Source organism: Ketobacter sp. GenoA1 (assembly GCF_003671475.1).
In the GTDB taxonomy this organism is placed as follows: domain Bacteria; phylum Pseudomonadota; class Gammaproteobacteria; order Pseudomonadales; family Ketobacteraceae; genus Ketobacter.
In genome coordinates this window covers 19,767-40,548 of sequence record NZ_RCHM01000023.1, presented here as the reverse complement: position 1 = coordinate 40,548, position 20,782 = coordinate 19,767, and the positions used below count along the sequence as shown (strand labels likewise).

22 protein-coding genes are annotated in these 20,782 nt (G+C 54.3%); 5 read left to right on the top strand and 17 right to left on the bottom strand.

Features of this window, described 5'->3' with window-relative positions:
- Positions 1-44: 44 nt before the first annotated feature.
- Together zipA and smc are read right to left on the bottom strand one after the other, a co-directional pair.
- Positions 45-1,031, bottom strand: coding sequence for a cell division protein ZipA (gene zipA, locus D9N13_RS08730; protein WP_290588320.1), 987 nt, complete (start codon positions 1,029-1,031; stop codon positions 45-47).
- Positions 1,032-1,158: 127 nt separating this feature from the next.
- On the bottom strand, positions 1,159-4,662 hold the full coding sequence (smc, locus tag D9N13_RS08725) for a chromosome segregation protein SMC (protein ID WP_290588318.1): 3,504 nt from the start codon (positions 4,660-4,662) through the stop codon (positions 1,159-1,161).
- A 234-nt stretch (positions 4,663-4,896) separates the two neighbouring features.
- Here smc and cysZ point away from each other — a divergent pair, with 234 nt between their 5' ends.
- Positions 4,897-5,676: a sulfate transporter CysZ gene (gene cysZ, locus D9N13_RS08720; RefSeq protein ID WP_290588316.1), complete on the top strand. Its 780-nt coding sequence runs from the start codon at positions 4,897-4,899 to the stop codon at positions 5,674-5,676.
- 22 nt (positions 5,677-5,698) lie between these two features.
- On the opposite strand, the gene D9N13_RS08715 is transcribed toward cysZ, so the two are convergent.
- The gene (locus tag D9N13_RS08715; RefSeq protein ID WP_290588314.1) at positions 5,699-6,370 is read right to left on the bottom strand and encodes a GntR family transcriptional regulator; all 672 of its coding nucleotides are present in this window, start codon (positions 6,368-6,370) and stop codon (positions 5,699-5,701) included.
- Positions 6,371-6,711: 341 nt separating this feature from the next.
- Between D9N13_RS08715 and D9N13_RS08710 the strand changes: the two genes are divergently transcribed.
- Positions 6,712-7,725 carry a putative solute-binding protein gene (locus tag D9N13_RS08710; protein ID WP_290588312.1) on the top strand — a complete coding sequence of 338 codons (1,014 nt, stop codon included), beginning with the start codon at positions 6,712-6,714 and terminating at the stop codon, positions 7,723-7,725.
- A gap of 31 nt (positions 7,726-7,756) precedes the next feature.
- On the opposite strand, the gene ccmE is transcribed toward D9N13_RS08710, so the two are convergent.
- Genes ccmE through ccmA form a run of 5 tightly spaced genes read right to left on the bottom strand, consistent with a single transcriptional unit; the run spans position 7,757 to position 10,515 of the window.
- A complete protein-coding gene (ccmE, locus tag D9N13_RS08705) occupies positions 7,757-8,200 on the bottom strand; it encodes a cytochrome c maturation protein CcmE (RefSeq protein ID WP_290588310.1) in 444 nt (147 codons plus the stop codon).
- Complete coding sequence (gene ccmD, locus D9N13_RS08700) at positions 8,197-8,376, bottom strand: heme exporter protein CcmD (RefSeq protein WP_290588308.1); 180 nt, start codon at positions 8,374-8,376, stop codon at positions 8,197-8,199. Before ccmD ends, ccmE begins: the two co-directional genes overlap by 4 nt.
- Entirely contained in the window at positions 8,376-9,122 is a 747-nt protein-coding gene (locus D9N13_RS08695; protein ID WP_290588306.1) for a heme ABC transporter permease, read from the bottom strand. Before D9N13_RS08695 ends, ccmD begins: the two co-directional genes overlap by 1 nt.
- Positions 9,123-9,145: 23 nt before the next feature.
- Positions 9,146-9,808, bottom strand: coding sequence for a heme exporter protein CcmB (gene ccmB, locus D9N13_RS08690; RefSeq protein ID WP_317622489.1), 663 nt, complete (start codon positions 9,806-9,808; stop codon positions 9,146-9,148).
- Positions 9,809-9,855: 47 nt separating this feature from the next.
- Positions 9,856-10,515, bottom strand: a complete 660-nt coding sequence (ccmA, locus tag D9N13_RS08685; protein WP_290588302.1) for a cytochrome c biogenesis heme-transporting ATPase CcmA — start codon at positions 10,513-10,515, stop codon at positions 9,856-9,858.
- A gap of 159 nt (positions 10,516-10,674) precedes the next feature.
- Between ccmA and D9N13_RS08680 the strand changes: the two genes are divergently transcribed.
- The 3 genes from D9N13_RS08680 (at position 10,675) to D9N13_RS08670 (ending at position 13,642) form a co-directional block, all read left to right on the top strand.
- Positions 10,675-11,430, top strand: coding sequence for a sulfite exporter TauE/SafE family protein (locus D9N13_RS08680; RefSeq protein WP_290588300.1), 756 nt, complete (start codon positions 10,675-10,677; stop codon positions 11,428-11,430).
- A gap of 62 nt (positions 11,431-11,492) precedes the next feature.
- Positions 11,493-13,301 (top strand): hypothetical protein, encoded by a 1,809-nt coding sequence (locus tag D9N13_RS08675; protein WP_290588298.1) that lies wholly within the window; start codon positions 11,493-11,495, stop codon positions 13,299-13,301.
- Entirely contained in the window at positions 13,298-13,642 is a 345-nt protein-coding gene (locus D9N13_RS08670) for an EscU/YscU/HrcU family type III secretion system export apparatus switch protein (protein ID WP_290588296.1), read from the top strand. The genes D9N13_RS08675 and D9N13_RS08670 overlap by 4 nt, the downstream gene beginning before the upstream one ends.
- Before the next feature lie 77 nt (positions 13,643-13,719).
- Here the strand turns inward: D9N13_RS08670 and D9N13_RS08665 are convergent, their stop codons facing one another.
- The 9 genes from D9N13_RS08665 to D9N13_RS08625 form a co-directional block, all read right to left on the bottom strand.
- Entirely contained in the window at positions 13,720-14,175 is a 456-nt protein-coding gene (locus D9N13_RS08665) for a rhodanese-like domain-containing protein (protein ID WP_290588294.1), read from the bottom strand.
- A gap of 167 nt (positions 14,176-14,342) precedes the next feature.
- Entirely contained in the window at positions 14,343-14,750 is a 408-nt protein-coding gene (locus D9N13_RS08660) for a hypothetical protein (RefSeq protein WP_290588292.1), read from the bottom strand.
- Positions 14,751-14,761: 11 nt separating this feature from the next.
- The gene (locus tag D9N13_RS08655; protein ID WP_290588290.1) at positions 14,762-15,244 is read right to left on the bottom strand and encodes a chemotaxis protein CheW; all 483 of its coding nucleotides are present in this window, start codon (positions 15,242-15,244) and stop codon (positions 14,762-14,764) included.
- A 92-nt stretch (positions 15,245-15,336) separates the two neighbouring features.
- Positions 15,337-15,819, bottom strand: a complete 483-nt coding sequence (locus D9N13_RS08650; RefSeq protein WP_290588288.1) for a chemotaxis protein CheW — start codon at positions 15,817-15,819, stop codon at positions 15,337-15,339.
- A 118-nt stretch (positions 15,820-15,937) separates the two neighbouring features.
- Positions 15,938-16,993 (bottom strand): chemotaxis protein CheW, encoded by a 1,056-nt coding sequence (locus D9N13_RS08645; RefSeq protein WP_290588286.1) that lies wholly within the window; start codon positions 16,991-16,993, stop codon positions 15,938-15,940.
- Positions 16,994-17,036: 43 nt separating this feature from the next.
- Entirely contained in the window at positions 17,037-17,840 is an 804-nt protein-coding gene (locus D9N13_RS08640; RefSeq protein WP_290588284.1) for a ParA family protein, read from the bottom strand.
- A 9-nt stretch (positions 17,841-17,849) separates the two neighbouring features.
- The gene (gene motD, locus D9N13_RS08635) at positions 17,850-18,854 is read right to left on the bottom strand and encodes a flagellar motor protein MotD (protein ID WP_290588282.1); all 1,005 of its coding nucleotides are present in this window, start codon (positions 18,852-18,854) and stop codon (positions 17,850-17,852) included.
- Between the two features lie 12 nt (positions 18,855-18,866).
- On the bottom strand, positions 18,867-19,610 hold the full coding sequence (locus tag D9N13_RS08630; RefSeq protein ID WP_290588280.1) for a flagellar motor protein: 744 nt from the start codon (positions 19,608-19,610) through the stop codon (positions 18,867-18,869).
- Positions 19,611-19,614: 4 nt separating this feature from the next.
- Complete coding sequence (locus tag D9N13_RS08625) at positions 19,615-20,766, bottom strand: chemotaxis response regulator protein-glutamate methylesterase (RefSeq protein ID WP_290588278.1); 1,152 nt, start codon at positions 20,764-20,766, stop codon at positions 19,615-19,617.
- Positions 20,767-20,782: the final 16 nt, after the last annotated feature.

Here is a 20,782-nt window from a genome sequence, read left to right as displayed (position 1 = left end):
CGACGCCCGACGGGAAGATTTGCGCAGCCGATTGACAGGCTCAATTACAACTGTTTCTGACTGGCTTTGTAGGACAGGAAACGACGCTCAAAATCCAGAACCCGTTGCCGATAGTGCTCGGCAGTCTGCTGCCGCATAATATTGTGATGCTCGTCCTTAACGTCGGCATCCAGCAGATTGGCAATCTTTCGGGCTGAGTCCATCATGATCTCAAAGGAATGTATGGGGCGCTTGGGCCCGGGCAGTTTCATGAACATGCAGATCCCGGGGGTGCTGAACTCTTCCATCCGATCCACATCAAACACTCCGGGTTCCACCACATTGGCGGCGCTGAACAACAGGCTACCTTTACCGCTGTGTTGCTCATAACGGTGAAAGATATTCATATCGCCAAAGCGAAAGCCGCAGGAAAGCATGACCCGCAGCAGATCGTTTCCGGCAAGTTCCCCTTGCCGGGCCATCACATTCACCACCAGAACCTCCTGCAATTCCGGGTCAATTTCCACTTCTGACGTCGGTTGTGTAACGGTTCTGGCACCGGTTTTCTTCGCCAGTTTGGACTGCTGTTCTGCCCGCGAGGCAATCAGCAGATCATCGTCGGCGAATAAATCATCCTGCGTATGGGCATCGCCCTCGGCCTGCACCAGGTCGTCTACGTATTCCTGTTCTGGTGAGGAGGGTTGTTCTACGGCAGGTTTGCGCTCTGCGGTGACGTTTTCTCGTTCATAGGCCACCTCGGTCTCGTCCAGGGCAGAGCCAAAGTGTTCACCCAACTCGGGTTCAGGCTGTGCATCCGCCGGCTCCGCGGCTGCAATAGAGCGGCGTACGCTCAGTGGAATTTTACGGGCTCCACCATTGGGCAATTCACCACGATAGTGCTCCCAATCATCTTCACAGCTGCCGCCAATCTCTGAAGGCAATTCCAGCTCACCAAGCTTGGATTTGCGCATACGGCGGTACCCATCTGCCAATATGCCTGCAATCACCACCAGACCTACCAATATCAAGACTTCTCTCAGTCCGAATTCCATCAGTCGAATCCTCGCGTCTTCTCTGTGGTATCTGCTCGATTACACTCTGACTGTCGATTTTCTACATCTATCAGAAACATAGAGCATATCCAATAAAAATAAAGCAAATACGTCAAATATTCGTTAATTACGCCACGGCCATGGCAGCGGCTTCTTCCACATCCACTGTCACCAGCCGGGACACCCCCGGCTCATGCATGGTAACCCCCATCAATTGATGGGCCATTTCCATGGCAATCTTATTGTGAGTAATGTAGATGAACTGAACCCTGGAGGACATTTCCTCAACCATGCGCGAGTAACGGCCCACATTGGCATCGTCCAGTGGTGCATCCACCTCATCCAGCATACAGAACGGCGCCGGGTTCAACTGGAAGATTGAAAACACCAGAGCAATGGCGGTCAACGCTTTTTCGCCACCGCTCAGCAGATGAATGGTGCTGTTCTTTTTACCGGGCGGACGCGCCATGATCGCCACTCCGGTGTCCAGTAAATCATCACCGGTCAATTCAAGGTACGCATGACCACCACCAAACACTTTGGGGAACAGTTCCGACAGGCCGGAGGTGACTTTATCGAACGTTTCCTTAAAGCGGGTACGGGTTTCCCGGTCAATTTTTCGGATGGCGTTTTCCAGTGTTTCCAGCGCCTGGATCAGATCGTCATGCTGAGCATCCAGATAATTTTTACGCTCCGATTGCGATTTGAATTCGTCGATTGCCGCCAGGTTGATGGCACCCAGACGGGAGATGCGGACACCAATGCGCTCCAGCTCCTGAGTCCAGTCCGTTTCGTTGGCCTCCTGCGGTAATTCCTCCACGACGGTTTCCAGATCAAACTGGGATTCTGTTAGTTGCGCTTGCAGGTTTTCACGCTGCACCCGCATCCCCTGCCAGTCCATGCGGTGACGTTCCAGCTCGGAACGAACGCCTTGGGCTGCCTGTTCGGCTTCGCCGCGTTTTTTCTCAGCCGCCCGCAATGTGTGCTCACATTCTTCCTGGGCGCGGCGTGCCGCCGTTAACTCCTCTTCCACCGTCAGGCGGGCTTCCAGTTTTTCTTCCAGTTCCGCCTGCAGTTCCACAAACGGATCATCACCCAGGGCCAGTTGCTCTTCGATACCGCTGCGCCGCTCCTGCATGGTGGCGAGCTGTTGACGCAAGCGCTCCAGCCCCTGCTTGAAGGAATCCTGTTTCGACTTTAATTGCTGTACCTGCAATGCCAACTGATGAGCGCGATCCTTGCCACCACGGGCCGATTGTTTCACCTGATCCAAATGATGCTTGATGTCATCCCGCTGCTTGAGCAAGGCTTCCCGCTGATCGGTATCCTTGGCCATAACATCCATGGCTTCCTGCAATACCAAACGCGCTTCACCCAGGCTTTCCTGCTCATGAGCCTGTTGTTCGCGACACTCATCCAATTCATTACTGATGCGTTCGCGACGCATACTGAATTGTTCCAGACGCACCTGTTTGGCACTCAGCTGGGCTTTCAAATCGGAGATCGAACGGTTGTAATCGGTCAGTTCACGCTGGGCTTGTTCGCGGCGCTCTTCCAGTTCCCGCAGTGATTCCCGACCTTCCGTCAGTGTTTCTGTCAGGTTGTCCACGGTGGCTTCCAGCTCTTGCAGCCGGATCTGTGCGGATTCCAATTCTTTCTGCCGCTTCAGGACACTGTCTTCCTGATTGCTATCGCGGGCCACACGCATCCAGTTGGGGCCGATCCAGATGCCGTCCGGGGTAATCAATGATTCGCCGCCTCGAAGCTGTCCGCGCAATTGCAATGCCCGGGCAATATCATCGGCAATATAGACCCCGGCGGTCAGCGCTTTGGCCGCGTCTTCGCCCTGCACTTTGTCCGCCAGGGGCAACAGATTCTGATTGCCGGGCATGCTGGGATGCTGACTGGTATCCAGAAACGATACCACCCCCTTTTCCAGGCCACTGACCACCGCCGTCACCGCATCCAGGCCATCCACACACACGGCCTGCAGGTAGTCGCCAAGTACGGTCTCAACGGCTTTTTCCCAACCGCTGTCAGCGCTCACCTGCTGCGCCAGGCGGGGTTTATCATCCAGGTTGTTCTGCGCCAGCCATTCCACCAGATCGGATTCACCCATGGCCGCCTGCTGCAGGGCTTCCAGTGAAGCGTGGCGACCTTTGAGGGTTTGCAATTCACTTTTCGCCTGATCCAGCTCCAGGTTGATCTGGTTGTTATGCTCGCGCCGGGTTTTCATTTCCTCCTGCACGGTCAGCACGCCGGCCTGCATGTCCTCGATTTTCATGTCCGCTTCCGCCATGCGCTCTTCCAGCATGGCCACCTCTTCTTCCAGCGGACCGGCGGACAGCGTTTCCTGCTCGCCTTTGAGACGCTCAATTCGATCCCGCAGACGCTCCACGGACTGTTCCAGGTGCTGAATACGGGATTGCTCCACCTGCGCCCGCTGCCGGGGTTCGTTGGCCTGGTGATTGAACTCGTCCCATTCCTGCTGCCACTGCTGCATGCGCTCTTCGGCTTCATGCAGGTTGTCGTTGGCAGCGTCGGATTCTTCTTTGACCAACTCATAGTGAGGCTCGATTTCCGTCAGTTCGATGCTGACTTCTTCCAGCTGCTCCTGATCCATGCGGATCTGTTCTTCGCCGGCCTTGCAGGCTTCAATGGTCTGCTGCAGGTCGTTACGCAGCTGATTGCCCCGCTCCTTGGTATGCTGGATGGACTGTTCCACCCGCGCGATGTCGGCGCCCAGACCATAATAGCGGCCCTGCACTTCATTCAACTTGTCGCTTAATTCGTGATGTTGTTCGCGCTGCTGCTCGATCTGGGCGTCCATGGCCCGTTGATCGGCGATGCAGGCTTCCAGTTTTACCTCCAGGTCACGAATCCGGGATTCGCTGCCCTGGACCTTGTCATTCAACGCCTTCCATTTCAACGCCTGCAGTTGCGCCCGCACCAGACGCTCTTCCTCTTTGAACTGCTTGTACTTTTCAGCCGCCGCAGCCTGGCGTTCCAAATGCTGTAACTGCCGCCCCAGCTCTTCCCGCAGATCCTCCAAACGCTCCAGGTTTTCGCGGGTACGACGCATCCGGTGCTCAGTTTCCTTGCGCCGCTCCTTGTACTTGGAGATACCGGCTGCCTCCTCGATGTATACCCGCAGCTCATCCGGCTTGGCTTCAATCAGGCGGGAAATCATACCCTGCTCAATGATGGCGTAACTGCGGGGCCCCAGGCCGGTGCCGAGGAAAATATCGGTGATGTCCTTGCGGCGGCATTTGGTGCCGTTGAGGAAATAATTCGACTGGCCATCCCGGGTTACCTGACGCTTGATGGCAATTTCGTTGTAGCTGGCGTATTCCCCGATCAGGCTGTTGTCGCTGTTATCAAACACCAGTTCCACCGACGCCTGAGTGGTGGGCTTGCGGGAGTTTGAGCCATTGAAAATAACATCGGTCATGGATTCACCGCGCAGGTGCTTGGCGGAGCTTTCACCCATTACCCAGCGCACGGCGTCGATCACGTTGGACTTACCGCAGCCATTGGGACCGACAACAGCACTGAGGTTGTTTGGAAACGACACAGTGGTGGGGTCTACAAACGATTTAAATCCGGCAAGTTTGATCGATTTCAGGCGCATGAATCGTCTTTTTCCTTATTGGAATTTGTTCAGCCACTATACAAATAGGCTTTATTTTTAACCTGTTATGGTCTTAATAACAAACCGCCTATTGTAGCGGGTTTTAGCGCCAGCACCACCCTGAGAGGCGGGTAAAAATACCGAATATTTATAGGAGCTTAAATCGGCTTAATGGGCAGCCGGGGCCAGAATGTGGTAGGGTTTCGCGCAGTTACCAAGCAGGAGCGTTAAGCCATGATCCAGGAATTGCGGGAAGGGGTTAATTGTGTGTCGGAGGGCTTCAACCTGGCCAAGCGCCGCAGTCTGCGCCCCTACATGATTGTGCCTTTGATCACCAACATACTGTTGTTTGCCATCAGCGGCTATCTGGTTACCAGCTATGCCTACGAATGGATTGCCGGCTGGACCACGTCCGTGGACCTATGGAGTTGGTTGGACTGGTTGGAACCCTATATTGATCAGATCCTGTCGGCGCTGAAGTGGCTGATCTTTGCCATTATCATCCTGGGGCTGCTGTTCATTATGGGGTCCACCTTTACCATGTTGACCCACCTGGTGGTGGGGCCCTTCATCGGCATACTGGGGGAAAAGGCAGAACGGGAGCTACACAACCCGGATTACCCCCAACATACCGTGGCTCAGGTGGTCATGCGTTCCCTGGCCCGGGAATGTCGCAAGCTGGTCTATTGGCTGGTGCGCGCCATCGGTCTGGCTGTGCTGTCACTGATTCTGTATTTTATCCCCGGCGTGAATGCCGTGGTCCCCATACTCTGGTTTATGTTCGGATCCTGGATTCTGGCCATGCAGTACCTGGACGTGCCGGCTGACAATAACGGCCGCAGCTTTCAAGAGGTGCTGGTGTTAATGCGTCAACACCGGGCTGCCGTGATGGCGTTTGGCGCGGTGGTCATGGCGTTAACCTCCCTGCCCATCATCAACCTGTTTATCATTCCCGTTGCCGTGTGCGGTGGCGTGGTCTTTTGGGTAAGAAAGGTACAACCAGAGATGGTTTGATGCGTTTTGTTTTCAGGCTGCCTCAAGCAGGGGCAGCCGCTCCGCTTTCCAGCCGCTTAAGGACCGTGTCGCACTGGTGCTCGCCGAACTGGATCAGCTTCTGCTCTGCCCCATCCACATCGCGTTCCAATATGCAGGCCATCAGTTCGCGGAAAAACATCATGGAAGCATCGATCTCGGCCTGATCCAGATTGATGGCGAAGTAATAAGTACGGCGCACGGCAGGCTGCAGATCTTCCAGCATATCTTCCAGGTAGGGGTTATCCACGAAGCGATAGGCCATACGGGCAAAATTGAAGGTGGCATCGTAAAACTTCATGACCTGCCCGTTGGCCACATAGCCTTCCATCAGCTGCAGCAGCTCAAGGAACGGGTCCAGCTCACCCTCTTGCCAGTTCTGTGTGGCCCGACGGCAGAGTTGCCCGATCAAAAGTATGTTCATTTCATAAACATCACGGACGTGCTTAGGGGTCATCTCAGAGACCACTGCCCCCTTTCTTGGCACGATATCGATCAGATAACGGCGGGCCAGGATCAGATAGGCTTCACGCACAGAGCCACGGCTGACATTCAGTTCATTGGCGACGCGGAGTTCCTGAATTCGGTCACCGGATTTTAACTCCCCAGTGATAATCAGTTGACCAAGATGTTGAGCAATCTGCTCGGAAAGGCTGTCTGGCGCTTTAAAGCTCATGTTAGAGAGGCTACTTCTTGTATTGTGTGTATTATATCCATTGAGCATGTCGTTGCGCATGCCAGCGTGGAGTTTCCGCATTGCCACCAACCCCGTCAAGTTTTTCTACAGCAAACCACTCAACCAGGGATTACCCCTGGTTCAACCCATGCATTGTCCAACAATCATACAAATACTGCAAAATATTCATTTATGTTCTTAATTCACTAAGAAAAACAACCGAATATGATCATACTTCAGGCCAATTCATAGCCCCTGGAAGTATGGTATACCTTACTTTTCTGCCCGAAAATGGGGTTTCTTACACCGGCGGGCTTTTTATCAAGAGGGAGGAATCTAGCATGCTGACCAATATAAGAAGATTAATGTTGCTGGCGATTACGGTACTGGTGCTGCCGGTGCAGGCCAGTGATTATATCAAGCGCACCGTCTGTGTCTGGGATATTGTGGGCCGCGGCGGCCCCATCGCGCAGGCGGTAGAGGAATTCAATCTGGAGGCCATCAAATGGGGTGTGGAATTTGATCTGGTGGTCAATTCCAGCGAAAAGATCATCGTGGAACAGTTCCGCTCCAAACAATGCGATGCAGCGTTTCTCTCTGAGCTGCGCATTCGAAATTTCGTCAAATTCACCGGTTCATTGTATGCCGTCGGAGCCATGCCCGAGCGCCGCCACCTGGAGCTGATGTATCAGTTACTGGCCTCACCACAAATGGCCGACAAAATGCGGGTGGGCCCGTTTGAAATCGCCGGCATAGCACCCGCCGGTGAAGTCTATGTGTTCGTGCGGGATAAAAGCATCAACAGCCTGGACAAAGCCGTGGGGCGCAAGATCGCAGTATTGGGTGACGACGTCTACCAACAGCAAATGGTTGAGCTGATCGGCGGCACACCCATCAGCGTCACCGAAGCCACCGCCGGCAGCATGTTCAATAACGGCGCCGTGGATGTGATGCCAGCGCCGGCTGTGGCCTACAATCCGCTGGAACTCTACAAAGGCCTGGAGCCCAAAGGCGGCATCATTGATTATCCGCTGGCGCAGATTTCCGGTCAGTTGATCATCTGGCATGAGCGCTTTCCCGAAGGATTCGGGCAAAAATCCCGTGAATATCACTTCGCGCAATTTGATCGCATCATGAAAGAGGTGGAATCAGCCGCCAAGGCCATTGATCCCAAATGGTGGGTAAACATCCCTGATGCAGACAAAGCCAACTATGAAAAATTGATGGAGGATGTGCGCATTGAAGCCGTGAAAGCCGATTACTGGGATGGTGAGATGATCAAGCTGCAGCGCCGGGTTCGCTGCAAGTTCGATCCCACCCGGGCGGAATGCGCCAAACCCCGTGACGTTCTTTAAGCAGCAACGCTGATTACTGGGGCGGTTTCGGTTATTGGGGTACCTTTTTCGGGTGCCCTGCTTTCTCCAGCGCTTCCTGTACTTCTGGCGGCACATAATTTTCATCGTGTTTGGCCAGCACTTCGTCTGCCTCCACCAGTGTGCCACTGATCAACTTACCGTTGGCGATTATGCCCTGCCCCTCCCGAAACAGATCCGGCAGAATCCCCGCATAACGCACCGTAATCTGTTCTGCGTTGTCGGTCAGGTCAAAGGTAACCTGTAAATCGTCGCCCCGTTTGACACTGCCGGGTACCACCAGCCCACCAACACGAATCCGCCGTTCAATGGGCGCCTTGCCTTCCGCAATTTCAGACGGCGTGAAAAACAGGTTGATGTTTTCCCGCAGGGCAAAGGTAATCAAAGCGGTGGACAGGCCCACTGCTGCCAGCACACCCAGCACAATAATCAATCGTTGTTTACGTTTTCGATTCATGACTCTGCCTGCTCCCGCTTGGCCTTACGTTTGATTTCTTCCACCAGCCCTTTGCGCCGTATTATCGGCGCCAGTATATTGGCCACCACCACCAGCAGTGTGATGCCATAGGCAGACCATACATAGGGGCCGTGTTTGCCCATTGCCATAAAATCTGCAAAGGTTTCGAATGCCATCAGGATACTCCCACCAGTTTCTTCACCCAACTGCTACGCTGTTCCCGCGACAGGATTTCACAACGGGTGGACAAGATGACCAACGCCCCAAACAGACAATAGAAGCCGGCAATGCAGGTCAGCAAGGTATACAGCATTTCCGGATCAATGGCGGAACTGGTCATTCTTATAGACGCCGGCTGGTGCAGGGTGTTCCACCATTCCACTGAATACTTGATAATCGGCAGGTTCACCGCTCCCACAATGCTCAACACGGCAGTGGCGCGGGCCGCGGACTGGGCGTTTTCAATGGCGGCGTTGAGCGCCATCACCCCCAGGTACAAAAACAATAATATCAGCATGGATGTGAGCCTGGCATCCCACACCCACCAGGTGCCCCAGGTTGGCTTACCCCAGATGGAACCGGTTACCAGGCAGATAAAAGCGAAAGAGGCACCGATGGGGGCAACGGACTTGGCCACCATTTCGGCCATCTTCATACGCCATACCAGCACAATGACACCTGCCACGGCCATCATCACATAGCCGGCCATGGCAATGCTGGCGGCCGGCACATGAATGTATATAACCCGGTAACTGTTGCCTTGATATTTTTCCGGTGGGGCAAAACCCAAACCATAGATCAACCCCGGAATCAGCAACAAGACCGACAGGGCCACCAACCAGGGCAGCATTTTTCCGGTTAGATCGTAGAAATACCGGGGTGATCCAAACTTGTGATACAGCCTTTTCAGGTATTCGAACACAGGAACCTCAAACTCAATTCAATCTACTGACTGGTCACGCTGATGCGTAACGCTGTGCCAATGGCAAAGGGGGCGAAGGTGAGCGTCAAAATCAGAAACGCCCCCAGGTATGCCAGCTGCCCGGCATAGGGTAAGGTCAGGGACGCTGCTTCCACCGCACTGGTGCCGAAAATCAAAACCGGAATGTACAGAGGCAGGGCAATCACCGCAATCAATACCCCCCCTTTGCGCAACCCCACGGTCAGCGCTGCACCAATCGCACTGATCATACTGAGCACCGGAGTGCCCAGCAGCAGACTGTAAAGGGTCACCATGATGGTATCGCCGTCCATAAACAACATGACGCACAACACCGGCGCCACCAGAATCAACGGGACCGCGGTCACCAGCCAGTGGGCCAACACCTTGCCGAACGCCAGTACAAACAGTGGCTGCGGGCTCAGCAACGCCAGTTCCAGCGAGCCATCATCAAAATCCTGACGAAACAGACTGTCCACCGACAGCAGCGTGGACAACAGCGCCGCAATCCAGATCACACCAGGGCCGATCTTCTGCAGGGTTGATGGTTCCGGACCAATTCCCAGAGGGAACAGCGCAATCACCATAACGAAGAAGAACAAGGGATTAACCATGTCGGTACGCTGGCGAAAAGCGATCAGCAGATCCCGCTTCATCACCGCCAACATTCCCGCCCACAGGGAAGGAACCTCTTCCACCACCACCTTTTCCGACACTATAGAATCCGCCATGTTCCCCTTCCGTGCCCTAACTGCAGTTTACGAAGCGCGGGTAGATCCAGGGCGTGGTGCGTTGTGATCAAGACCGAGCCACCGGCTGCAGCATGGCCCTGAATCAGACGCTCCAGCTCGGCCACCCCGCTTCGGTCAATGGCGGTGAATGGTTCATCCAGCACCCATAAACGGGCCGGTTCGATATACAGGCGCGCCAATGCCACGCGCCGTTTCTGGCCCGCTGAGAGACTGTAAACCGGCACATCCTCAAAGCTGAACAAACCCACTTTGGCCAGGGCCTGCTCGATCTGCGTATCCAGCCCTTTCAATGCCGGTGATACGCCTTTCAGCTGAAGTATCCAGCGCAGGTTTTCGCGGGGTGAAAGCGAGGACTTCACCCCCGTCAGATGGCCGAAATAGAGCGTTTCACGGCGAAACAGGGTATCGACTTTGTGGCGCGGTGAGCCTTGCCAGCGAATATCCCCTTCGTAGTCATCAGACAAGCCGCACAAAACACGCAACAAGGTGGTCTTACCACTGCCATTGGGCCCCTCGATCTGCATCACCTCCCCCGGCTGCAAGGAGAAATCCAGATCCTGGATCAGAACCCGGTCATCCCGCTCACAAAAAAGGTTTGCCGTCTGCAATAACGCTGTTGCCACAAATTCAGCCTAAGGTTTTTTGTTACCAGTGCTCAAAGCGGCCCATTATAACCAAACTTTGCCCGGCTTGCCGTTATCTATTTGCGCGGGCGGTTTGCAGAACAGGACACCATCCCCTACCATTGGCTCCCTTTCCTTACCTCACCGCACAGCTTCACCATGGACATAGATGCACTGCATTTGTTCCTGCTGATCGCCTCCGGCGTCGCAGCGGGTTTTGTGAATACCATTGCCGGCGGTGGCTCCATATTTACCCTGCCTGCCCTGATTCTGCTGGGAATGCCGGCGGATGTGGCCAATGGCACCAACCGCGTTGGCGTGGTGATGCAATCCCTGGCTGCCGTACGCGGCTTTGACCGGCACAAAATGCTGGAGCGCGCGGCCGTTGTACCCATTGTGCTACCCACTATTGGCGGGGCCCTGGTGGGCTCCGCCGTGGCCTCGGTGATTCCGGTGCCGGTGTTGAAACCGGTGCTGCTGGCCACCATGATGGCCATGACCCTGCTGATTGTGCTGAAACCCGGCACCATTCCCGATCTTCATGAAACCGCCTTAAGCCCGGGCCAACGGCCATCGGCATTTGCCTGGCTGTTTCTGGCGGGCTTGTACGGTGGCTTTGTGCAGGCCGGTGTGGGGTTCATACTGCTCACCGCGCTGGCCGGTGTATTGCGCTACGATCTATTGCGGGCCAATGCCCTGAAAATGATGTGCACGCTGGTGTTCAGTGTGGTGGCCCTGGCGGTGTTTATTGCGCAAGGGCAAGTGCTCTGGATTCCGGGGTTGATCGTTGGTGCGGGCTCTATCATCGGGGTGCAGTTGAGCGTCCGCTTCGCCATCAATGCAAAACAAAAGACCCTGAAATGGATCCTGCTGGCGATGGCCATGCTGGTGTGTGTCGCCGCCCTGCTCAAATAGCAAAAACAGGGCAGGAAACCGAACTATACTAGGGTCATGAACCGCATTTTGGTGTCTCGCCCATGATTGACCTGCCGAAAAGCCCCGGTGGCTCCGGCCAGACCAGCACCTCACCCGTGTCGGAACTGAAGGCGGCGGATCTTGCCCGCCAGCAGGTAAACCAGACCATTCAGGCCGTGGTGCTGGAAGCCAAACTGGCCCAGGCAAGCGGCAACCATGACAAAGCGGTGTATGAGATCCTGCTGCGCGCCAATGCTGCAGCCGCCAGCTCCCCCCCTCTGGCCATGTCGGCCAAAGCCGCACCGGCCGCCGCCCAGCCGCTTACCCAAATCAGCGCCGAAGCCATTAACCAATTACGCCAGGGGCAAACGCTCCTGATCAGAACCCATGCCGGTTTCCCCATTGCAGAGGGGACTCAGTTACTGGCTACGGCCTCACCAATCCGCGGCATCGTCATCAACCAGATTCTGCCGGCCAAAGTGGCTTCCACCATCACTCAGGCACTGCGTCAACTGGTCCCCCAGCAGCAAGGTTTGAATCCATTGTTTCAATTGCTGGAACAGATCAGTGCACGGCCTTTGGAGCCCGCCCACCGGGGGGCCCTTAATTTACCCGCGCTGACCTCAGCCCTGCTGCAACTACTGCCGAAACCGGAGCAACTGAAAACAGCAGAGCAGGTTCGCCAGGCCATTAACAACAGCGGGCTGTTCCTGGAAAACAAACTTTACCAAGCGGTCCGAAGCAACGTGACGGCGTCTGCCACACCATCACACCCGGGCCATAGCACTGCCCAAACATTAGGTGACGGCCTACGACAGTTATCACAACGGGTGATAGACGCCGTGGGCGGGAAAGCCACACCGGCATCTGATGCCTCCCGCCCCAACGGCGCAATGGACTTGGGCAATGTGGCAGCCCGTGACCTGAAGCAGGCGCTGCACCACTTGCAAGGCCGCCTGGAACACGCTGAGTCAGCGCTGAAACAGGCGGCAGCAACAGCCACTACGCCCGCGCCGAAGCCCGCTGCAAGCGAACCTGGGGCGGGCAAACCACTTGCCGGCAATCCCACTGGAAAAGCCGGACCGGTGCCGGGCTCGAATGAGGGAGCGGTAACCACCACAGGCACGCCGCTGACCAAAACCGATGCCGGTCAACGGGGTACCACCACCGCTGACACGCGGCCTCAGCCCCCCGGCTCGACTGCCCCCTTGACCACCCCCCCGATCAAGGCCGACAAAACACCCGGCTACGGTTCTCCCCAAGGCAGCCCCTATTCCGATGCAAGCAGCAAAACCGCAGTGGAAACCTTTCTGTTACCACCACTGCCCGGCAATATCGCTTTGCAACCGCAGGCCCGTAGCAAGCCCACATCCGGCGGTGACATGGCCGATGCCCTGGTGTCCGTCTTGCTCAAGCAGGTCAAAGGGGCGCTCAGTCGCATTACCCTGCATCAATTAGCATCCCAACCCCGCAGTCCGGACCCCGCGGCACCGCAACCGTTACTGAGTTTTGAGCTCCCCGTGTTACACCAGGGCCAGGTGCAGGTGTTTCAATTTGTGATTGAAGAACAAGAGGCCCGCACCGAGCAAGATGGCAACAACACCGGTAAGCGCTGGGTGGTGCAAATGGCATTTGATATCGAAGGGCTGGGCCCCATGCTGTGTCAGATCAGCATGTTGGGCCGCAGTGCATCGGTAGCGTTCTGGGCCGAATGGGAAAACACCCTGCAGCACACCCGCAGCCACTTTGAGTACCTGCAAAACGTGTTAACCGACATGGGGCTGCGGGTAGAAAAACTGCAGGGGCATTTGGGCATGCCCAAATCAGAACAGGCCATACTGCGCAATCAATTGGTGGACATACGCACATGAGTGAAAGGCAATCATCCCAGGCGGTGGCCCTGACTTACGATGGTAAAAGCGCACCCTTTGTCAGCGCATCCGGAAGCCAGGAGCTGGCGGAGGAAATCATTCGCATCGCCAGAGAAAATGAAATTCCCATCTACGAAAATCCGCAACTGGTGGATATTCTGGCGCGCCTGGAAGTGGGCGACGAGATTCCGGAATTACTGTATCGCACCATCGCCGAAATCATTGCATTCGTTTATATGCTAAAGGGTAAGACACCGGAAGGTTTCGGTGCCCCCACCACCGACAGGATAACACCACGGCTGTCGGAGCCGGGCTCCGATTCTGAACCTGATGCCAAATAACACAGTACCCCATAAAAAAAGCGGCGTTGCTTCCTGCCACGCCGCTTTCTATTCAAGCACCACTCGGTATTGGCATTCTACTGAATAACGGTATCAACCTGCACACTGCGCCCGGCCATTTTCAACTGCACGGGGTAATCCGCGGCCATCCACGAATAGAACCCTTCACGAAAATAGTAGACATTGCTGTAACCCCAGTTGGAGGCGAAAAAGCTTGCCATTGCACTGCTGACATTCAAGGGGCTACTGGTATAAAACACAATGGGAGTGGAGCGGTCGAGTTCTTTGGAAATGTACAGCACCGCAAACTCACTGGCATTGAAGTCAAGGTTCACAGAACCTTCGATATGCCCCAGACTCCATGACTGCGCATCCCGAACATCAATGAACACCGCGCCATCATCAAACAACGTTTTGGCCTGAGCCAGGCCCACTGTTCTTGCACCGTTAACGGCCTCCGGCGCTTCTGCCACTGCCATTACTGAAGACATCATCAACGCCAGACAACTCACTACTTTCGCAAAACACTTCATACGATACACCCGAACAGGCTCCTGAAAACTCAATTTGAGTATAGGTGTGCAGGTGGGGTACGAATGGAATATTTGGCTCTAAGAATTCGCGAATCTATTCGCAACGCATTGAATTTTATAGAACTATTTTTGGTAAAACGACAAAAAACCCGACAATACTAATGCGCTTAGTTATTCTTGTTTTTCTGTTTGCTGACAAGCGCCATTAATTTGGCTTCAGAGCGGGAGGGGCCCTCTTCTTCCTGCTCCGGCGGTTGACGCCCCTGCAGCACGCGGTCCGCCTGACGCCGGAATAACTGTTCGGAATTGTTTTGCGCGATTTCATCCTGACGGTCGAGCGCCTGGTTAAGGCGTTTCTCTGCACTCATCAAACGCTGCCCCATGCCCACGGAGCCGGAATTAAGAAACTCGATTTTACTCTCCAGGCTTTTCAAGCGGCTTTCCAACGCCTGCTTCTCCTGTTGCAACAACAGTTGCTGGTGTCTCATCTTTTGTACCTGTAACAACAGCAACACCATTCCCAGTGTCAACAGACACGCAATAAAAACACCTATCCAGAATTGGTCTATGTACATAGCCGCCCCACTTAGAATCCCATTGCCATATCGACATCACCACTGGCCGTTTCGATCATGCGTTCCAGATCGATCAGAATCAGTAATTCATTGTGCTTATTGCATACACCCATAATAAACTTCGAGGTCTCTTCGTTACCCACATTGGGTGCTTTTTCAATCTCGGATTCATTCAGGTAAGTCACCTCGGCAACGCTGTCCACCAGCATGCCGATAACCTGCTTATCCACTTCCACAATCACAATCCGGGTGTTGTTATCAATCTCACCCGGATTAAGCCCAAACCGGGTTCGGGTATCGATGACGGTCACCACGTTACCACGCAGGTTGATGATACCCAGTACATAATAGGGTGCCCCGGGCACAGGGGTAATTTCGGTGTAACGCAGCACTTCACGTATCTGCATGACGTTCACACCGTAAATTTCATCACCCAGACGAAACGTACCCCATTGTGTGACCTGATCGTCGGAGGTAGCCTCATTTCTGGCCATAGTGAAACACTCCTGCAATGTTCTCTGGTGTCAAAATCTCACCGCATGGGCTGTTTCAGTAATGAATGCAGCTCGCATGCCAATAATTTGGATTAAAGGCCTTCCAATTCGGCCCATTCATCTTCCGTCAGCAATTTATCCAACTCCAGCAGGATCAATAATTCGCCGTCCTTGTGACAGACACCCTGAATGTAACGGGCACTTTCGTCGTTACCCACATTGGGTGAAGTATCAATTTCAGATTGCCGCAGATAAACCACCTCTGCCACGCTGTCCACCAGAATGCCAATCACATGTCCATTGGCCTCGATGATTACAATGCGCGTGTTGTCGTTTGTCTCGCCCCGAGGCAGGCCAAACCGCAGCCGCGTATCAATGACGGTTACCACATTGCCGCGCAGGTTGATGATGCCCAGCACATGGTAAGAACCACCAGGTACCGGAGCAATTTCGGTATAACGCAGGACTTCCTGTACCTGCATCACATTGATGCCGTAGGTTTCCCCGGCGAGCCGGAAGGTGACCCATTGAATAACCGGATCGTCGCTGGAACGGGATTGAGCTGTATTCGCCATAATGGGTGATACTCGATTTGGTGGCAGTTTGGCCACTTTAACTGGTTGTTTTATAACTATAGATCAGGGGCGAAACTGCGCCAGTTTTTACCGCGCAGGGATGGTGACAGAACCGGGGTCAGAGGGCACGTTCTGCCTGGGCAATGATTGCCTGAAAGCCATCAGTATCCACCAGGGAACACATGTGTTCGAGCACAGTGCCGGCAAGCCAGGGGCGCGTGCCACGCTGGGTGCGCCACTTGACCTGCTCCGGCTCCAGGGTAATCGACTGTTCCACCCCGTGGCAGGCCAATCCCCAGTCATAACCGTGTATGGTAATAACGTAGGCGAGCGTCTCCCGGCTGGCAGGATCGTGACGCTCCGGCATCACACACAGACCGGTGTCCAGGACCTTTATATTACCGGACTTGGGGGTTTGCAAAATTCCGATAAACCAATCGTACTGACCCGGCAAGGCGTTGAATCGGCGATCGATTTGATGAATGGAGCCCAACGTTATGAGGGGTACCGCCAACTTCAGGCCACCGACATTAAAGATTAAACACTCGAAACGGGATTGGGCCCAATTGGGGCGACCGTTTTCACACCAACGATTCTCGGGCTCTGGTTCTGGCTCCGGTGATGGTGTCGCTGCATTCGCCTCGCGATCCGGCGTAGCCGGTGGTTCCGCTGGCAGAACCGCAGCAGAGGGTGCAACCTCCTCCTTCACAGGGGCATCCGGCACTGTATCGGGCGCCGATGGTGTAAGTGATCGGCTCAGGTCGGGGGCTTGCTCGGCGGGCTCTTCAAAAAAGTTTAACAAAGATTCGCTCAGCAAAGCGGGACGGTCCATGAGTGAATAAGGTTTGGACTTGTCTGGTTCAGGCGCTTGCGGATTCGATCCGGGCCTGGACCGACTGGGCAAATCAGTTGATTTTTTCGCGACGCTGGGGAGCGCTGGCTCCTGTTTCGTGGATTCACGCTTGGTGATTTCAGAATTGCCGGTTTCAGAACTGGCGGCTTCACGATTGGCAAAGTCAAAATGCGCTACGTTATCGGGAATACCTCTGGAACCCCGGGAAGCTTCAGACACAAGCCCTTCTGCCGCCGGGTCATGGAGCATCTCATCCAGATAATCGTAGATCGCTCGGTCCACATCATTGACCGATTGATCATGGTGCTTTTTGTCGTTCATATACTTCGCTACTGCTGCGACGGGGCAGCCAGGCCAAACCCGGTTAGGAGCTAACCTGATGTCTGACGGTGGCATCCGGTGCATGGCTTATAAGATATTTTAGCAGAGAGGCGTATGCCGCTACGCCGCGAGAGGCAGGATCATGAATATTTGGGGGCTGGCCCGCCCGACTGGCGTCCCTGAAGCGGGTGTCCACGGGAATCGCAGACGGCCAAATGTGGCCGTCATAAGTTTGACGCAGCACTCGCAAGCTGCCTACCGAAGCCTGTGTGCGTCGATCAAACATGGTGGGCACCACCAGGTACGGCAATGCCCTACGCTGGGATTTCATCACCATCTGCAAAGTTCGCATCATTCGCTCCAGGCCTTTGATGGCCAGAAACTCTGTTTGAACCGGTAACAACAGCTGCTGACAGGCCGCCAGGGCGTTAATTAACAACACCCCCAGAATCGGAGGCGTATCCATCAGCACATAATCATAATCCTCCCACAAACAGGCCAGGGTCTTGGACACCACCAACCCTGCCCCACCCTGACTGACTGCCTGCCGTTCCAGCATGGCCAGGGAAGTGGAAGCAGGCAGGAAATCCAAACGCTCGTATCCGCTATTCAGGATCAGTTGCGCCGGCAAATGCGCAGGCACATCGCCTTTGTGCTGGAACAACTGATAAACCGACTGCTCCATTTCATCGGGATTGTGTTGGAAATAACTGGTTAACGAACCATGGGGATCCAGATCAACCATCAACACCCGCTGTCCCTGCTGTGCCAACAAACCACCCAGGCCGACCACTGTAGTGGTCTTGCCCACACCACCTTTTTGATTTGCCACCGCCCAAATCTTCACGTGTCTGCCCTATTTATCCTGTTGCGTGTCTTGCTGGCTGTCTTGCTCTGCGTCTGCGGAAAACAACAGTCCGCCATCCTGCAATCGAATAATGCGCAGAGGAACCTCAGCTTCATCACGCTGGCGCCGATCAAGCGGCGCGTTACTGCCCGTACCCATCTTGTAATCCGGTGCGGTTTCGGCACTCACCTTGCTTTCGGCTGCCGTCTCGGACTTTGATATCACCAGCGCAATTCGACGATTACGGGAACGCCCCTCTTCATTATCGTTATCGGCCACCGGATGATGTTCTCCATAGCCAACGGCCGCTAATTGTGCCGGATTGATGCCACGCTGTTCGAAATAACGGACAACACTGGCAGCACGGGCAGCGGACAACTCCCAATTTGACGGAAATTGCCGGGTTTCAATGGGTACGTTATCGGTATAGCCTTCAACATGAATGGGGTTAGGCTTGTCCCGTAGGATGTCACTGACCGTGGACAGAACACTCTTTGCCGGATCTGACAGCGTTGCGCTGCCACTGGGATAGAGTACACTGGCTTTGATGTTGACTTCGATCCATTCGTCGTTGCCACGAATCTCCACTTCATTACTGTCGATTTGCTGTTGCAGTTTGGTGGCCAGTTGTTCGGTTATTTTGGATAAATGATCGACTTCGTTATCCCGCATTTCGCCCTGTCGGGCCGCGCGGTTTTCTACATCATCAAACAGTCCTTCAACACTGAATTTATAGTCATCCTTGCTTGGATAGTCTCCGGGAATCGGCAGCTTGATTAACTGATCGTTACTTTTGCGCACATCCTTATCACCTACCGTCAAAGGATCGAACGTTTTAGGCTGCGCATTGAAGACACTGACCAGGGAATCCGACAGAACTTTATACTTGCCCTCGTTGACCGACGAGATGGAATACATAACCACAAAAAACGCGAACAGCAGGGTAATGAAGTCAGCGTAGGAGATGACCCAACGCTCATGATTTTCATGTTCCTCCACTTGTCTTCGACGCATATGCCCTCCGGACTACTTGTCCAGATAACCTTCGAGTTTCATCTCGATGGTGCGCGGGTTCTCACCGTCGGCAATGGCAATCAGCCCTTCTATAATCATTTCCCGTTGACTGCTTTGCGCTTTGATGGTGGATTTGAGTTTGGCTGCAATGGGCAGAAAAACGAGGTTCGCCACCCCCACCCCATAGATGGTGGCAACAAACGCCGTTGCAATACCGGCCCCCAGCTTACTGGGATCGGCCAGGTTTCCCATAACGTGGATCAAGCCCATCACCGCACCGATGATACCGATAGTGGGAGAGTAACCACCCATGGCTTCAAACACTTTAGCCGCCTGCAGATCTTTGTCCTCCTGGGTAACCAATTCCACTTCCAGGATATTACGAATTGATTCAGGTTCACCACCATCCACCAGTAACTGTAGGCCCTTGCGGGAGAAACTGTCTGCTTCATTCTCCGTGATCGCCTCGAGCCCCAGCAATCCTTCTTTGCGTGCCGTTAGGCTCCATTGGATAACGCGGTCAATTTTTTCTTTCATATCAACCACCGGGGGAAAGAATACCCAGCGCGATACCGTGAAGGAGTGCTTGAAGATGGACATGGGTGTCTGCAGCATCGCCGCCCCCAGCGTACCGCCTATCACGATCACCGCAGCCGGCCCATTCGCCAGGCCCGATAAATGTCCACCTTCCATCGCATTACCGCCCACAATGGCAATCATACCGATTAGAAGGCCGAGGAAACTTAAGATATCCATAGTATCAGTGCAGCTCGCCCAGAATTGATCCTACGTCTTTAATATCGATAACCGCATCGGATAAACCAGCGGATTCCACTGCCATGGGCATTCCGTAAACCACACAACTCTGCTCGTTCTGGGTCCAGACTGTCGCACCATTGCGCTTCAGTAATTTACACCCTTCACGACCATCACTGCCCATGCCAGTCAACACCAATGCAAGAACCTTGCCTCTTATTGTGCGGGCAACTGAGCCAAAGGTAATATCGACGCTGGGTCGATACTGAATACGATCATTACCATCAATAATGGAGACAGATTGGCCATTTCCATCCATCAGCATTTGTTTGCCGCCCGGTGCCAGCAACGCCGTACCGGGTCGAATTGCGTCGTTATCCACAGCTTCTTTCACGTTGATCTTGCATAAGCGGTTTAATCTTTCCGCAAAAGCGGAAGTAAATGTCCCCGGCATATGTTGCACCAGCAAAATTGGCAATGGAAAACTGTCCGGCAACGACGTCAAAATATTCTGCAAGGCGACCGGCCCGCCGGTGGATGCCCCAATCAATACAATGCGCGGCCGATCCCCCTGCAGCGTATCCAACGGCGATTTATGGCTACGGGAGGCCCGGGCTTTGGGCTGTACTGGGCGTTGTTCTCCACGTTGCGTACTGGGTGCCGGCGCTCCTCGGGTGGGTGTCGTCTTAGGGGATGCTTTGGGCGTTGCAATCGGTTCCCTGGCCACAGTGGCAGCCGAAGAGCGTCGTACAAATGCCCCACGCCGGGATAGGGCAATGACTCGATCCTGCAACAGCTTGGCGCTGTCACCGGGATCGCCGGACATGGATTCAAAACTCTTGGGCAGATAATCCAGTGCGCCGGCTTCCAGTGCGTCCAAAGTAACGCGCGCACCTTCGTAACTGAGTGAAGAAAACATCAAAATGGGCGTGGGTTGTTCCGCCATAATCATACGCACGGCAGAAATACCATCAAGTAACGGCATTTCATAATCCATGGTAATGACATCAGGCTTGAGCTCTTTTGCTTTTTCAACAGCCACCTTGCCGTTGTCCGCAAACCCAATCACTTTCAGATCAGGATTTTTTTCCAGAATATCTTTTATTCTTCTGCGGAAAAATGCGGAGTCGTCTACGACAAGCACGTTGGTTGGCATTCAACATCTCCGAAAC